This window comes from Patulibacter sp. (genome assembly GCF_030655195.1).
Classification (GTDB): Bacteria; Actinomycetota; Thermoleophilia; order Solirubrobacterales; family Solirubrobacteraceae; genus Patulibacter.
Window position 1 is genome coordinate 25,165 of sequence record NZ_JAURWA010000074.1, and the last position, 13,097, is coordinate 38,261.

16 protein-coding genes and 1 riboswitch are annotated in these 13,097 nt (G+C 75.7%); of the genes, 7 read left to right on the forward strand and 9 right to left on the reverse strand.

What is annotated here, in order from left to right; all coding sequences use genetic code 11:
• Positions 1-12 precede the first annotated feature (12 nt).
• Complete coding sequence (locus tag Q7T67_RS07965) at positions 13-567, reverse strand: hypothetical protein (RefSeq protein ID WP_304787797.1); 555 nt, start codon at positions 565-567, stop codon at positions 13-15.
• A gap of 184 nt (positions 568-751) precedes the next feature.
• Between Q7T67_RS07965 and Q7T67_RS07970 the strand changes: the two genes are divergently transcribed.
• Positions 752-1,534 (forward strand): enoyl-CoA hydratase/isomerase family protein, encoded by a 783-nt coding sequence (locus Q7T67_RS07970; protein WP_304787799.1) that lies wholly within the window; start codon positions 752-754, stop codon positions 1,532-1,534.
• Between the two features lie 67 nt (positions 1,535-1,601).
• The gene (locus tag Q7T67_RS07975; protein ID WP_304787802.1) at positions 1,602-1,829 is read left to right on the forward strand and encodes a hypothetical protein; all 228 of its coding nucleotides are present in this window, start codon (positions 1,602-1,604) and stop codon (positions 1,827-1,829) included.
• A 102-nt stretch (positions 1,830-1,931) separates the two neighbouring features.
• Here the strand turns inward: Q7T67_RS07975 and Q7T67_RS07980 are convergent, their stop codons facing one another.
• From Q7T67_RS07980 to Q7T67_RS07995, 4 genes are all read right to left on the reverse strand, one after another.
• The gene (locus tag Q7T67_RS07980; protein WP_304787804.1) at positions 1,932-2,588 is read right to left on the reverse strand and encodes an HAD family hydrolase; all 657 of its coding nucleotides are present in this window, start codon (positions 2,586-2,588) and stop codon (positions 1,932-1,934) included.
• Positions 2,589-2,710: 122 nt separating this feature from the next.
• Positions 2,711-3,616, reverse strand: a complete 906-nt coding sequence (locus tag Q7T67_RS07985; RefSeq protein ID WP_304787806.1) for an NAD(P)H-binding protein — start codon at positions 3,614-3,616, stop codon at positions 2,711-2,713.
• A complete protein-coding gene (locus Q7T67_RS07990) occupies positions 3,613-3,942 on the reverse strand; it encodes a hypothetical protein (protein ID WP_304787808.1) in 330 nt (109 codons plus the stop codon). Before Q7T67_RS07990 ends, Q7T67_RS07985 begins: the two co-directional genes overlap by 4 nt.
• A 60-nt stretch (positions 3,943-4,002) precedes the next feature.
• Entirely contained in the window at positions 4,003-4,539 is a 537-nt protein-coding gene (locus tag Q7T67_RS07995; protein WP_304787810.1) for a CAP domain-containing protein, read from the reverse strand.
• 218 nt (positions 4,540-4,757) lie between these two features.
• Positions 4,758-4,912: riboswitch (cyclic di-AMP (ydaO/yuaA leader) on the forward strand.
• Between the two features lie 5 nt (positions 4,913-4,917).
• Between Q7T67_RS07995 and Q7T67_RS08000 the strand changes: the two genes are divergently transcribed.
• From Q7T67_RS08000 to Q7T67_RS08010, 3 genes are all read left to right on the forward strand, one after another.
• On the forward strand, positions 4,918-6,075 hold the full coding sequence (locus tag Q7T67_RS08000; RefSeq protein WP_304787813.1) for an NlpC/P60 family protein: 1,158 nt from the start codon (positions 4,918-4,920) through the stop codon (positions 6,073-6,075).
• A 307-nt stretch (positions 6,076-6,382) separates the two neighbouring features.
• On the forward strand, positions 6,383-7,054 hold the full coding sequence (locus Q7T67_RS08005) for an RNA polymerase sigma factor (protein ID WP_304787814.1): 672 nt from the start codon (positions 6,383-6,385) through the stop codon (positions 7,052-7,054).
• Positions 7,054-7,662, forward strand: coding sequence for a hypothetical protein (locus Q7T67_RS08010; RefSeq protein WP_304787816.1), 609 nt, complete (start codon positions 7,054-7,056; stop codon positions 7,660-7,662). Before Q7T67_RS08005 ends, Q7T67_RS08010 begins: the two co-directional genes overlap by 1 nt.
• Positions 7,663-7,752: 90 nt before the next feature.
• Here Q7T67_RS08010 and Q7T67_RS08015 read toward each other — a convergent pair whose 3' ends face one another.
• The 4 genes from Q7T67_RS08015 to Q7T67_RS08030 form a co-directional block, all read right to left on the reverse strand.
• Positions 7,753-8,688, reverse strand: a complete 936-nt coding sequence (locus tag Q7T67_RS08015) for an ImmA/IrrE family metallo-endopeptidase (protein ID WP_304787819.1) — start codon at positions 8,686-8,688, stop codon at positions 7,753-7,755.
• 74 nt (positions 8,689-8,762) lie between these two features.
• Entirely contained in the window at positions 8,763-9,368 is a 606-nt protein-coding gene (locus tag Q7T67_RS08020; RefSeq protein WP_304787822.1) for an HD domain-containing protein, read from the reverse strand.
• 42 nt (positions 9,369-9,410) lie between these two features.
• Entirely contained in the window at positions 9,411-10,325 is a 915-nt protein-coding gene (locus Q7T67_RS08025; protein ID WP_304787824.1) for a CAP domain-containing protein, read from the reverse strand.
• Positions 10,322-11,284, reverse strand: a complete 963-nt coding sequence (locus tag Q7T67_RS08030; protein ID WP_304787826.1) for a CAP domain-containing protein — start codon at positions 11,282-11,284, stop codon at positions 10,322-10,324. Before Q7T67_RS08030 ends, Q7T67_RS08025 begins: the two co-directional genes overlap by 4 nt.
• A 332-nt stretch (positions 11,285-11,616) precedes the next feature.
• Here Q7T67_RS08030 and Q7T67_RS08035 point away from each other — a divergent pair, with 332 nt between their 5' ends.
• Together Q7T67_RS08035 and Q7T67_RS08040 are read left to right on the forward strand one after the other, a co-directional pair.
• Positions 11,617-12,462, forward strand: a complete 846-nt coding sequence (locus tag Q7T67_RS08035; RefSeq protein WP_304787828.1) for a hypothetical protein — start codon at positions 11,617-11,619, stop codon at positions 12,460-12,462.
• A gap of 67 nt (positions 12,463-12,529) precedes the next feature.
• Positions 12,530-13,097 (forward strand): hypothetical protein (locus tag Q7T67_RS08040; protein WP_304787831.1); only part of this gene is annotated, 568 nt, incomplete at its 3' end.

Consider the following 13,097-nt stretch of genomic DNA (forward strand, 5'->3'; position numbering starts at 1 on the left):
CCGGGGCTGAGCTCAGGCGACCGCGAGCAGCCCCGCGACCGCGCCCCACGTGGGCGGGCCGACGAGGTCGGGCAGGTCACCGGCGTCCGCCCGGCGGCGGGCCTCGAGCGTCGAGCAGAAGCGGGCGTTCGGGACGAAGCCGACGCGGTGGATCAGCAGGCGGTCGGCGTCCCAGCAGACGGCGACGGTCGGCTGCTCCGACGTCGTGCCGCCCGTGTGGTCGCGGATCGCCTCGTGCAGCACCGCGGCGCGACCGTCGTCCAGGTGGATCAGGCCCGTGCCCCGCAGGTCCTCGAGGAACGCCGCGGCCCGGGGGCCGTGCTCGAGGTCGCGTCCGTCGTCGAGGCGCTGGGAGTCGTGCAGCAGCGCGAAGAGCAGCAGCAGCTCGCGGTCCGGACGGGCGCCCGGGGCGTCGGGGGAGGCCATGTCGACGACGTCGGCCAAGGACGCCGCGGTGGCACCCACGGCCCGCCAGTGGTCGACGCCGTGGATCTCCGACGTCAGGTGCGTGGAGCGGGCCTCCACCGCGTCCACCAGCCGATCGAGGTCGTCCCACGCGCGCGTCATCGCGGTCCATCGTCGCAGGCGAGGGCGGAGGACGGGTGCGCCGGACCGGGCCCGCGGGATCGCCGTGCGGGCCGCGACGGGAGCCCGTGGGATCCGACCGCCGGTAGGTCCTCCGGCCGGACCGGCCACCACGGCACCCGCCCGCGCGGCATGATGCGACGAACCCGACCGGAGGTCACCCTTCATGTCCGACGCCCCGATGACCTTGGAGCGCGACGGCGGCCTGGCCGTCCTCACCATCGCCAGCCCCCCGCTGAACCTCTTCGACAAGGCGATGTTCGACGCCCTGCGCGACCACGCGGCCGCGCTGAAGGCCGACCCGCCGCGCGGCCTGCTGATCCGCGCGGACGGCGACGTCGTCTCCGCGGGCGTCGACGTGCACGAGTTCGAGGGTCGGTCGGTCGAGCAGGGCGCGGGCCTCTGGCGCGACCTGCTCCGGATCGTCCAGACGATCGAGCAGCTGCCCTGTCCCGTCGTCTTCGCCGCGCACGGGCTGACCCTGACCGCCGCGTTCGAGCTGGCGCTGGGCTGCGACATCATCGTCGCCGGCCGGGGCGCGAAGTTCGGCCTGGTGGAGACCGTCGTCGGGCTGACCCCCTCGATGGGCGGCCCGCAGCGGATCGCCGAGCGCGCCGGCTCCGGCCGCGCCCGCGAGCTGGTGATGACCGCCGAGCTCTTCGACGCCGAGACGCTCGAGCGCTGGAACGTCGTCAACCGCGTGTGGGACGACGCCGAGGTCGACGAGAAGGCCCGCGCCCTGGCGCGCAAGCTGGCCGACGGTCCGACCCGCGCGCACGACGCCACGAAGCAGATCGTCCGCGCCTGGGCCGACGACGGCGTGGGCACCGCCGACTCCGTCGTCCCGGCCGTCTCGGGCGCGCTGTTCGCGACGGAGGACCTGCAGAACGCCGTCGCCGGCTTCCTGGCGAAGGGCCCGCGCCACGGGACCGTCGCCGAGGGCCGCTGATCAGGACCTGACGTTCATCCGGGTTTGATGGCGGCTTGACCCCGCCGTCCTACCCTCGAGGCAGCCCATGTTCCAGAACGACCTGACCCGGTGCCCCCAGTGCGGGACGCGCGTGACGGCCTTCGCCGCGGGGTGCTCCCAGTGCGGCGCGAGCCTCGACATCTCCCGCTTCCGCAGGCGGCGCGCCGCCGAGGCCGGCGCCCAGGCGCGGACCGCGGCGGACTCCGCCCGGCAGGCGACCGCCGAGGCCGCCGACACGGTCAAGGGCTGGGTGCGGCGGGTGCGGTCGCGGTAGGGGTCGCGGTGGCCCGGCCGGGCGGTCGCGGGGCCGCGGGGCTACCGGCGCCGCGGGACGACCGGCCCGCGGGCCCGCGGTCGGCCCCCGGCGGGCCGCCCCTCACCCGGCCAGCGGCGTGTTCTGCAGGTCGGCGCGCAGCGCGGGGATCGAGTCGTAGACCGTCGCGGCGCCGGCCTCCTCGAGCTCGGCACGCGAGAACCCGCCGGTCATCACGGCGATCGTCGGGACGCCCGCGCGCTCCGCCGCCTCGATGTCCCACGGGGTGTCACCGATCATGACGGCGTCCTCCGTGCCGAGCTTGTCCAGCGCGGCACGGACGAGGTCGGGGGAGGGCTTGGTGTTCTCGACGTCGTCGGAGGTCGTCCAGCTGTCGACGAGGTCCCGGGCGTCGAGGACGTCGAGGTAGTGGTCGACCTCCTTCTGCTTCGCGGAGCTGGCCAGGACGCAGCGCCGGTCGCCGGAGGAGAGGTCCTCGATGAGCTCCCGCGCCTCGTCGAACGGGTGGACCGACGCGATCGAGCCGAGGTACAGCGCACCCTCGGCGGCGCGGATGTCGTCGCCGTGCTCGGCGTCGGCGTCCTCCCCGATCAGCTCGGCGACGAGCTGGTCGCCGCCCATCCCGATCAGCCGGTGGATCCGCCAGATCGGCAGCACGAAGCCGTGCTGGACGAACGCCTCGTTCCAGGCCAGGGCGTGCTGGTAGTTCGTGTCGACGAGGGTGCCGTCGATGTCCAGGATGGCGGCGGGAGCGGGCATGCCCCGTCGCTACCCAGCGTCCGGAGCGCCGAACGGCGGGGCGTCCGACGTCACAGGGGACACGTCGCCCGCCCGCGCCGGACGACCCGGGGAGGGGCGGGGTCGCCCCCCCCGCCGCGCCCTCAGTGCTTGTCGGCGATCTGGGGGATCGCGTCGGCCGCGGCCTCGGGGAACGAGGTCGGGGTCACGCCGAAGACCGGGCCCGCGTCGTTGTCGTCGACGACCAGGTCGTCGCCGAGGCCCTCGAGCAGCGACGTGATGAGCTCGCGGTCCTCGTCGGCGACGACCGAGGCGATCGCGCCCTCGACCTTCGGGACGCTGATCGGCACCGAGAGCGCGTGGTAGGGCTTGTCGAGCTGCCGGGCGATCTCGCGCATCAGCTCCTCGACGGTCAGCTCGTCGGCGCCGGCGATCTCGTACCGGCCCGGATCGACGGTGCGGGCCGCGACGAGGCAGGAGAGGACGTCGGCGATCGCGATCGGCTGCGACCGGGCGCTGCGCCACGGGGCGGTCGCGAGGACCGGCAGGCGGTCGACCATCTGCACGAGCGTCTTGAACGAGCCGGAGCCCGCGCCCACGACCATCGACGCGCGGACGACGACGACCTCGGGGGTGCCGCCGTCGCAGAGGATCTCCTCGACCTCGTGGCGGCTCTTCAGGTGCTCGGACGAGCCGCCGTCGGGGTCGTAGCCGACCGCGCCCATGTAGATCGTGCGGCGGACGCCCGCGGCCGTCGCGGCCCCGACGTAGTTCGTCGCGGCGGTCCGGTCCTGCTCGGCGAGGTCGCCCTTCCCGCCCATGGAGTGGACGAGGTAGTAGACGACGTCGACGTCCTGCAGCGCCGGGGCGAGCGTGGCGGCGTCGGCGAGGTCGGCCTCGACGACGTCGACCTGCAGGCCCTCGGGCGCCTCGAACTTCGAGGCGTCGCGGACGAGGACCCGCAGGCGGACGTCGGAGTCCCGGAGGCGCTCGAGCAGCTGGGAGCCGATGTAGCCCGTTGCACCGGTGACCAGGACGAGATCGCTCATGACGACGCTCCGTCCGTGCGGGCCTCGGCGGTTGCCGTGCGTGTGGTCTCAGAGGCGTCGTCCGGCTCGTCCCCGTCGTCGTCCTCCCACCACTTCGGTCCGCGCTCGCCGAGCGCGACCTTGGCGGCGTGGACGCGGGCCCGGGCGGCCGCGACGGCGTCGTCGTCGCCCCGGCGCTTGGCCGTCCCGACGTCGCGCCGGGCGCTCATCAGGTCGTTCACGTGCGCCTGACGCTCCTCCTCGGAGAGCCGGGGATCGGTGGCACGCCACCTGCGCCCGTCGATGATCACGTAGTGGCCGTCGGCGGTCTTCTCGGGTTCGGACACGTCCGGCGTCTACCCGCGTGCGCGGGACGGAACCGACCGTCCCGCGACCCGGACCGCCGCTCACCTCGGCCGGGCGAAGACCTGGGTCCAGGTCGACCCGGAGTACCCGCGGGTGCCCTTCGGCGAGACGCCGACGCCGAGCACCCGGAACCCGGCCTTCATGATGTTCGCCCGGTGGCCGGGGCTCTTCATCCATCCGCGCATGACGGCGGCCGGGGTCCGCTGGCCGACGGCGATGTTCTCGCCGAGCGCGGACCACCGCAGACCGGTGGCGTTCACCCGGTCGGCGACGGTCGACCCGCCCGGGGACCGGTGGTCGAAGTAGCGCCGGCGGACCATGTCGTTCGTGTGGCGCTGGGCCGCGGTGGCCGCGCCCGAGCTGGCCGTCAGGGACTTCAGGCCTGCCGAGGTGCGCCGCTCGTTGACGAGGCAGAGGACGGCGGCCTCGGCCTTCGTGGCGCCCTGCGACGCGACCGTTCGGTTCGCGCCCGCGCACGCGGCGGACGCGGCCGGTGCACCGGCCGCGAGTGCGAGGCCTGCGGTCAGGACGCCTGCGGCGACGGTGGCGGGGCGAAGGAGCGGGGGGACGCGATCCATGGTCCGGACGGTAGCTCGCCCGGCCCCGTCGGTGACGCAGGTCTCACGAGGCGCTCACGCGGGCGACGGTGCCGCGCGCCACCCCGCCATGAGGCGCCGCCGAACCCGGTTGGCGCGGGTCCGCTCGGTCGCCGTCCAGAGTCCCGTCGACGCCCGTCCCCGGACTCCTTCGTCCGTGGACCGAATCGGCTCGGCGGGGTCGGTGTTGGTGTAGAAGATGGACCACCAGGCCGAGTCTCCGGCGCCGCTTCTGGCACGGGGAACGGGGGAACCAACCGGGCGTCATCGGCCCCGGGGCGAATCGCCGTCGTCAGCGGCGTAGCGCACTGCGCGAGCCCGTCAGCTCACCCCGTAGGCCGCAAGAGCAGGAGCAACGACATGGCACCGACGATGACGAGCACCACGACCACGGCCACCACCGAGCTGTGGCGCATCGGGATCCCCGAGGAGTCCTACGCCTTCCACGCCCCGCGGCCGGGCGACCGCGACCTCGGCGAGCTCGAGTTCTGGGAGCGCTCCAAGGTCCGCTCGCAGCTGCGGCGCGAGTCCGCCGCCGCCCGCAAGGTGGGGGTGAAGCAGGGCGCCCGATCAAAGCTGGCGATGGCCCTCGTCGGCGTGACCCTCGCGGTCCCCGCCACCGAGGCCGTCACGGCCGGCACGGCGCAGGCGGCCCCGGTCACCGACTCCGTCCTCAAGCGCGGCGACAGCGGCTCCCGCGTCGTGGCGCTGCAGAAGGCGCTGGGCATCGCCGCCGACGGCGAGTTCGGCACCGCCACCCACAAGGCCGTCCGCGCGTTCCAGCGCGCCAACGGCCTGGCGATCGACGGCGTCGTCGGCGCGCTCACCGCGTCGAAGCTGGGCCTCGGCTCGGCGACGAAGAAGGCGTCGAAGTCCAGCGGCACGTCGAAGGCGTCGTCCCGCACGGCGTCCTCGGCGAGCACGGACCCGGACCTGTCCTCGACGACGGTCAAGGCGATCCAGGCCAAGCTCGGCGTCGGGGCCGACGGCGAGTGGGGTCCGCAGACCCGCAAGGCGCTGCGCGACTACCAGCGCTCCAACGGCCTCGAGGTCGACGGCGTCCCGGGGCCCGCCACGCTGGCGAGCCTGGGCGTCACGGCGACCAAGGGCGGCAGCGCGGGCGGCTCCGGCTCGAGCGCGAAGGCGAGTGCCGGCACGGGCATGGCCGCCGCGATCTCGGCGGCCCGGTCGAAGATCGGCGCCCCGTACTCCTACGGCGCGACGGGCCCGTCCTCGTTCGACTGCTCCGGCCTGACCCAGTGGGCGTTCAAGCAGGCCGGGGTCTCCCTGTCGCGCACGAGCTTCGCCCAGTACGGGCAGGGCACGAGCGTCTCGAAGTCCGACGTGCAGGCGGGCGACCTGGTGTTCTTCTCGACCGCCGGCGCCGGGGCCTCCCACGTCGGCATCGCGACGAGCTCCTCGTCCGTCATCTCGGCGACCTCGCACGGCGTGATGGAGCACTCGTTCACGTCGGGCTACTGGAGCCAGAACTACGTCGGGGCGAAGCGGGTCTCGTAGGGCGCTGCCGGGCGGCCGCGCGCGGGCGGCGCGGTCGACGGCCCTCGGCGGTCGTCCGGGCTCGGGCGATCGCCGAGCCCCGGCGGTCGCCGGCCGGGCGCGCGACCGGAGCGACGGAACACCGGGGGCCGCCGGGCCGCGTCAGGTCCGGCGCGTCCCGCCCGACTGGGCTCGGGACGCCGCCGTCCGGTGCGGCGCGACCGGAGGCCCCCGTGCTCTCGTCCGCAGATCGATTCCCGTCGTCCCGAGCCGCTACGCTCGCCCGAGCCGGACGCCGCCCCCCGTGGGCCGGGCCCGGCTCCGTCCCGTGGCCCACCAGTCCGTCGACCCGTCCGACCAGCTCCCGCGCGACCCGTCCGAGGTCGCGCTCCGCGCGTTCGTCGCCGCACGCCGGCGCAAGGACCGGGCCGCGATGAGCGAGACCTGGCGCGCGCTGCTCCTCGCGGAGTGGCCCCGCGTCACGGCCATGATCGCCACGAAGCGCCACGACGCGCTGCCCGGCGGCCGGGTGCCCGCCGAGGACCGCGACGAGCTCGTGCACGAGGTGTACCTGCGCCTCCACGACTGGCTCGAACTCGAGGGCTCGTCGATCGGCGAGGTCCGCGCCATCCTCCGCAGGTCCGTGAACTGGACGTTCCAGGACCACGTCCGCGACCACGTCGCCGAGGACGTCCACCGCGAGGGGTCGTTCGACACCGAGGACCCGACGGGGGACGGGCCCGCCGCGTTCGTCCGACGCATCGAGGACGAGCTCGCGGAGCGGTTGACCGACCGCTTCGAGCAGTCCGAGCTCCGGGACGCCATCAACGCGGCGATCGCGGACCTCCCGGAGCAGCAGGAGAAGGTGGTCGTCCTGCGGCTCGCCGGCTACTCCGCGAAGGAGGTTGCAGAACACCTCGACCTCAAGCCGCCGAACGTCGACAAGATCTACAGCCGCGGGCTCGGGCAGCTCCGGAACGCCCTGAAGGACCTCCGCTGATGCCGCACATCGACCAGCTCTACGCCGAGTTCGTGCAGGCGTGGCAGGACGGGCGGGCCCCCGAGGTCGATCCGTACCTCGACCGCGCCGACCCGGCGGACCAGGACGCCCTGGCCGAGCGGATCGAGACCTTCGTGATGGTCGCCCCGAGCGTCTCCCTCGCACCGGAGCGCGCTGCCGAGATCGAGGCGCTCCCGGCGTTCGTCCGGGCCGCCGCGATACCCGAGAACGCGATGGCGCCGGCGTGGTCCGCCCGGTTGCGGGCCGCCCGTGAACGCGCCGGGTTGGGGCTCGCAGAGCTGGGCGCGCGGTTCGCCGCCTCCTTCGACCTCGGCGGTCGTGAGGATCGCGCCGCCGCGATGCTGCGCGAGCTCGAGGAGGGCGGGCTCGAGGCGTCGGGCGTCTCGACCCGCGCCGCGGATCGCCTCGCCGAGCTGCTCGGCGTCGCCGGGGACGTCCTGCGTCCCCCGCCCCGGCCCGCACCGCTGTTCCGGGCCGACGAGGACGCGGCCGCGGAGCTCGGGGACATCCTCGCCGGTGCCGCCGCCGCCATGCAGGGGCCCCTCGAGCCCGGCGACGAGCTCGACGAGCTCCTTCGCGGCGGCTGAGCAGGCCTGGCTCCGGGGCGGCGCGGTGGCGGCCCTGGCGGGACGCCGCGATCGTGAGCGTCGGTCCCGGAGGCGGGCGACCCCGCCGACTCAGGCCACCCGGTCGTCCCGGTCGACGCCGAGCAGGACGCGGAGCTGCCGGACGGCCGGCAGCAGCGGGCCCAACGGCCGGTCCGGATCGGTGACCGTCAGCAGCACGTCGCCGGCGACCCCCTCCGGCAGCCGCGGCAGCCGCCCGATGCCCGCGATCTCCTGCAGCTCGTCCTGGAGCTCGAGCAGGCCGAGCTGGCCGTAGCGGTCGATGTGCTCCTGGGCGTCGACGCGGGACTGCAGCGCCGCGCGCACGTCGCCCTCGCGCTCCAGGACCTTCGCGGTGCCCAGCCGCATGAGGACCGCCCACGCGGAGAGGCCGAACGCGCAGGAGAGGCGGACGACGAGGTCGAAGTCGACGACCGGGGCGCCGTCGCGGTCCGTCGTCGCGTGCCGGTCGACGAACGCGCGGGCGGCGGGGGCGGGGCAGAGGAGCTCCGCGGCGAAGGCGTTGGCGGCGCGCTCCCGCGGGTCGCTCGGGCGCTTCGGCGTCGCCGGCACCGTAGCGCTCGTGGCGGGCGCGAGCTCCGCCGCGGGACCGGACGCGGGGTCCTCGCGGCGGGCGCCCGCCTCGCCGGTGACCGCGCCGGCGGGGGACTCGACGGCCGACGGCGTCTCGGCCAGCGTCACGATGCGCGGCGCCGCGCCGTGGCCGAGGACGTGGTGGCCGACCTCGTGGGCGACCGTGAAGCGCTGGCGGACGACGGCGTGGATGCCGTTGGTCGCGACGAGCCCGCGCCCGGGACGCGGCAGGTAGAAGCCGGAGCAGTTCTCCGGCAGCGACGCGACGACGACGTCCAGGCCGAGCTCCTGCTCGGCGAGGGAGATCACGCACGGGAGTGGTTCGTGCGGGTCGACGCCGACGCGGTCGCGCACCTCGCGGGCCGCCTCGACGGCGTCGGGGATGTCGAGGACGGGGGGACCCGGGACGGTCATCGGGCGGCAGGCTACCGCGACGCCCGGGCGGACCTGGACGCGCCGCGGACGGATCGGCCGTGGCGCGGTGCCGCTCAGCCCAGCTCGCCGACCGTCCGCTGCAGCTCGGCCAGGGCGCGGCGGCCGCCCGGGCCCAGGTCGTCCGCGCGGGCGGCGAACGCGTCGGCCAGGCCGCGGTAGTACCAGCGGACGTCCTCGGCGCTGCCGGTGGAGAACCGCGACCACACCTCGTCGCCGACGGCGCGGTGGTCGGCGGCGATCGATCGGGCGTTGTGCAGCTTGTCGGCCAGCGACACGCGCAGCTCGTCGGGGCGCTCGTGCGCGATCGACGCGAGGTACTCGCGCTTGCGGTCGTGCCAGGGGGCCTTCTCGCTCTCCCCGGTCGTCGAGTCGGAGTTGGCCAGGACGATCCGGGCGACGTCGGCCCCGAAGCGCTCGCTGATCTCGGCGTGGGCGGCCATCCCGCCGCCGTCCTCGATGACGTCGTGCAGGAGCGCGCCGATGGCCTCGTCCTCCGAGGTCTCCATCTCCAGCGCGATCGCCGCGACGGCGAGCAGGTGCGCGACGTAGGGGATGCGGCTGCCCTTGCGCAGCTGCCGGCGGTGGTGGCGCGACGCGTAGGCGAGCGCCTCGTCGAAGCGCTCGGTCGTCAGGGGCTCGTCGGTGAAGGTCTCGGGCATCACCGTCAGGGTCGCGCGCGCGGCGGCGGATCTGACCCGCGCTCAGCGGAAGCTCACGCCGACCGGCGCCGCCGCCCCGGCGCTCACGACGACCCGCCCGCCGCGGGCGCTGCGCAGCCGGACCGTCAGCCGCTGCGTGCTGCCGGCCGGGCGCCGCATCGTCGTGGTGCGGACGGTGCGGCCTGCCTGGCGGACACGGACGGCGACCGCGAGGGTCCCGTCGCCGGCGGGAAGGGCGAGCCGGACCCGCAGCCGGCGACCCGACCGCTTCGCCCAGGGCGCGGCCATCGTCGCGGGCGTCGCGGGCACCGGTGCCGCGACGGGGGTGGTCGCGGTCGTCGCGCGGACGGCGTCGTCGGCGGCGGGGAGGCGCGGGCAGGCAGGGGCCTGCAGCGCCGAGACGGTGGTGCCCGAGGCCATCGGGCGGGCGAACTCCTGGACCCAGTACGGCCCGTCGAAGCCCGCGGCGATCCCGAAGCCGGCGACCGTGAACATCGGCGTCATCAGGTTCTCGCAGTGGCCCTTGCTGTCCAGCCACGCGGTCATCACCTCGCGGGCGGTGCGCTGGCCGGCGGCGATGTTCTCGCCGAACGCCGACCAGCCGAAGCCCGCGATCGTCAGCCGCTGCCCGGGGTCGGTGCCCTCGGGCGACTCGTGCGCGAAGAACCCGCGCGTTGCCATGTCCTCCGCGTAGCGCTGCGCGGCGATCCGCACCTTCGGGTCGACGACGACGGTGCCCAGGCCGGCGAGGTCGCGTTCCCGGTTGACGAGGCAGCCCAGCGCGGCGGCGCTCCGCTCGACCCCGATGGTCGACGGCTCGGTGTCGACGTCGGCGCACGGGGAGGCGGCCGAGGCGACAGGTGCGCCGGCGGACAGGCCGAGGACGACGGTCAGGGCCGCGGCCAGGAGGGCGGACCACGGGCGGCGCGGGGCCCTCGCTCCACGGAGCCTGCTCATCGGAACGCCGCCGTGACGGTCCGCGTGCCGACCCGGACGGTGATCCGCCCGGCGTGGGCGGCAGGCAGCCTGAAGGTCAGCCGGTGGGTCCCGGCGGCGCGGGTGACGGTGCGGGTGCGGACGACCGCGCCACGCTGGCGGACGCGGACGACCACCCGGGTCGGGCCGGCGCCGGCGGGCACGGTGACGCGGACGGTCAGGCGGCGACGCGTGCGGAGGCCGGAGACCTTCGGGGTCTCCCCGGCGGTCGGGGCGGCCGGGGTCGCGGTCGCGGCGGTGCCGGCGGTCGCGGGCGGGGTCGTCGGCACGACCGTCGCCGGGCCCGGGACGGCCGCCGCGGGCTGGGAGGCGGAGGGGGCGGCGTCGCCGGTGGGAGCGGGCACGGCCGGCGCGCGGGGACAGCTCACGGCCGGGCCGCTCGGCGCGGCGACGCCCATCGGCCGCGCGAAGACCTGCGCCCAGTACGGACCGTTGCCGGCCGTCGAGATCCCGAAACCGGCGTCCGTGAAGCCGGGCCGCATGATGTTCGCGCAGTGCCCGGCGCTCGCCAGCCAGGCGGTCATCACGGACCGCGGGGTGTCCTGTCCGCGGGCGATGTTCTCGCCGACGAGGGTCCAGGTGTAGCCGGCGTTCGTCAGGCGGTCGCCGACGTCGGTGCCGTGCGGCGCGACCGGCGGTGCGTCGTGGGCGAAGAACCCGCGCGCAGCCATGTCGTCGGCGTGCCACTGCGCGGCCTGTGCGGCCCGCGACTCGGCGGCGACCGGCAGCAGGCCGGCGGCCCCACGCTCGTGGTTGACGAGACAGCCGAGCGCCGCCGCGGAGCGCGCGACGCCGACCGTCGCCGGGGCGGCGTCGGCGTCGGGGCAGGTAGTGGCGGCCGAGGCGCCGGGGGCGGCGGCGAGCACGGCGACGGTCGCGACACCGAGGGCGACGGCGAGCCGAGGGGTCCTGACGGGCATGACCGTGGGATCGGCGGCCGGGCCGGTCTGGGGACGAGGTCGCAGGTCGCGCTAGACCGATGGCCGAGCCCGCCGCTGGACCCCGGCTGGACGCGTCGGGTCGTCGGTTCGGGCGGACTCGCGGTTCCAACCGCGGGTGGGCCGCTCGGGCGATCGCGGGCGGATTTCGGCCCGATCTCGATGCGACCGCCGGCGGGCCTCGCCCATCGCCTTCGTGCAGCCCGAGCGCCACTGGTCGCCCCGCCGGTCGGCATAGTGGAGCCATGCCTCGTTCACACCGTTCACCTGGCGTGGCGCCGCGCCGCTCGCCCGGCCTGCTCCGTCGCCGGCTAATGGCCGCAGCCGCGGTCGCCGCCCTCCTGGGTGCCGCTCCGGCGGTCGCGGCCGAGCTGCCGACGACGCCGACCGGCGACGTCCAGGTCTCGGTCACGACCGCCTCGGGCTGGACGGTCGAGGACCGCGGCCCGAAGACGTTCGAGGACCAGCGGGCCACCCAGCTCGTGCTGCGCCGGCCCGGCGGCGAGACCGACGCGGTGCTCTACCCCGAGAGCGCGGCCGGCGAGCTCTGCGATCCGCTCGCCGACGACTTCCACTGCATGCCGATGCGCACGATCTTCGGCCCGAAGCTGCGGATGGGTAAGAAGGGCCTCGTCGTCACCGACCAGGATGCCGACGGCGTCCCCGAGGTCGCGATGTCGCTCTTCACCGGTGGCGCGCACTGCTGCGTCATCACCGTGGGCTACTGGCGCGACGCGTCGGGGGCCTGGAAGAGCGACCGCACCAACGGCGGCTCGATGGGCGGCGACCGCGCCGACGCCACGGGCCGCGTCCAGATCGCCGATCCCGCGTTCGAGGGCATGGATTGGTCCTACGCCGAGACGCAGCCGTACCTCACCTGGTCGCGCCTGGTCCCCGGCACCGGCTGGGTCGACGCGACGACGAAGGCCGAGCACCGCCGCGAGATCACGTCGATGACCGGTGCGATCCGGCGCTTCGCGAGGCTGGGCGATGCCGAGTTCGCGATCCAGGCCGCGCGCGCCGTGCGGATCGGTCACCGCAAGGCCCTGGGCCAGACCCGGCGACTGGCCGCCGAGCGGCGGACCTACCGCCGCGCGTACGGCCGCGGCGACCTGCGCACGCTCGACCGGGCGCTGAAGCCGCTGACCGTCGTGCGCTGAGCGGCGGTCGCGCGAGTTCTCCGCGCGTTCACGTCTGAGGTCCTTGCGCCTGCCAACCTCCGCGGCCGTGGGCCTCCTGGACCTCATCCGGCCGCTGCGCGAGCACGCGCAGCGCCGGCGGATCGTGCTGCTCCTCGTGGCCGCGACCCTCCTCGCCGAGCTGCTCGACGTCATCGGCGAGGGTCGTTCAGGCGTCTCCGGCGTCGCGTCGATCAGCGGCGCCGAGGCCCTCGCGTCCCTCGCGGGTCTCGCCACCGCCGGCCTCCTGGGCCGACGGATCGCCCGCCCCGGACCGACCCGCGCGGGTCGCGTCCGCACCGCCGTTCTCCTGATCGTCGCCCTGCTCGGGGCGCTCCTGGTCCACGAGAGCACCGCGATGCTGCTCGACGCCGGCCACGGCGAGACGGCCGGGCAGCTCGTGGCCCACGTCGCGGCGGGCGTGCTGCCCGTGGCGTTCGCGCTCGGCGTGGTCGTCGCGCTCCTGGCCGGGGTGCACGTCGTCCGACGGGTCGCGGCGCGCCGTCGCGGTCGCGGACCGCTCGTCGTGGTCGTCCGCGCCACGCCGCGCCGACGCCCCGCCGCGCGTCGCGAAGCCGTCGTCCCCGGGCCGCTCCGCGCGCTCGGGATCGCCGGGC

Bases quoted from the DNA above. Each gene is read 5' to 3' on its own strand.
- Q7T67_RS08020 (WP_304787822.1), bottom strand. From the start codon at position 9,368: ATGCCCGAGACCTTCACCGACGAGCCCCTGACGACCGAGCGCTTCGAC.
- Q7T67_RS07970 (WP_304787799.1), top strand. From the start codon at position 752: ATGTCCGACGCCCCGATGACCTTGGAGCGCGACGGCGGCCTGGCCGTC.
- Q7T67_RS08030 (WP_304787826.1), bottom strand. From the start codon at position 11,284: ATGCCCGTCAGGACCCCTCGGCTCGCCGTCGCCCTCGGTGTCGCGACC.
- Q7T67_RS07995 (WP_304787810.1), bottom strand. From the start codon at position 4,539: ATGGATCGCGTCCCCCCGCTCCTTCGCCCCGCCACCGTCGCCGCAGGC.
- Q7T67_RS07975 (WP_304787802.1), top strand. From the start codon at position 1,602: ATGTTCCAGAACGACCTGACCCGGTGCCCCCAGTGCGGGACGCGCGTG.
- Q7T67_RS08015 (WP_304787819.1), bottom strand. From the start codon at position 8,688: ATGACCGTCCCGGGTCCCCCCGTCCTCGACATCCCCGACGCCGTCGAG.
- Q7T67_RS08000 (WP_304787813.1), top strand. From the start codon at position 4,918: ATGGCACCGACGATGACGAGCACCACGACCACGGCCACCACCGAGCTG.
- Q7T67_RS08025 (WP_304787824.1), bottom strand. From the start codon at position 10,325: ATGAGCAGGCTCCGTGGAGCGAGGGCCCCGCGCCGCCCGTGGTCCGCC.
- Q7T67_RS07965 (WP_304787797.1), bottom strand. From the start codon at position 567: ATGACGCGCGCGTGGGACGACCTCGATCGGCTGGTGGACGCGGTGGAG.
- Q7T67_RS07980 (WP_304787804.1), bottom strand. From the start codon at position 2,588: ATGCCCGCTCCCGCCGCCATCCTGGACATCGACGGCACCCTCGTCGAC.
- Q7T67_RS08010 (WP_304787816.1), top strand. From the start codon at position 7,054: ATGCCGCACATCGACCAGCTCTACGCCGAGTTCGTGCAGGCGTGGCAG.
- Q7T67_RS07985 (WP_304787806.1), bottom strand. From the start codon at position 3,616: ATGAGCGATCTCGTCCTGGTCACCGGTGCAACGGGCTACATCGGCTCC.
- Q7T67_RS08035 (WP_304787828.1), top strand. From the start codon at position 11,617: ATGGCCGCAGCCGCGGTCGCCGCCCTCCTGGGTGCCGCTCCGGCGGTC.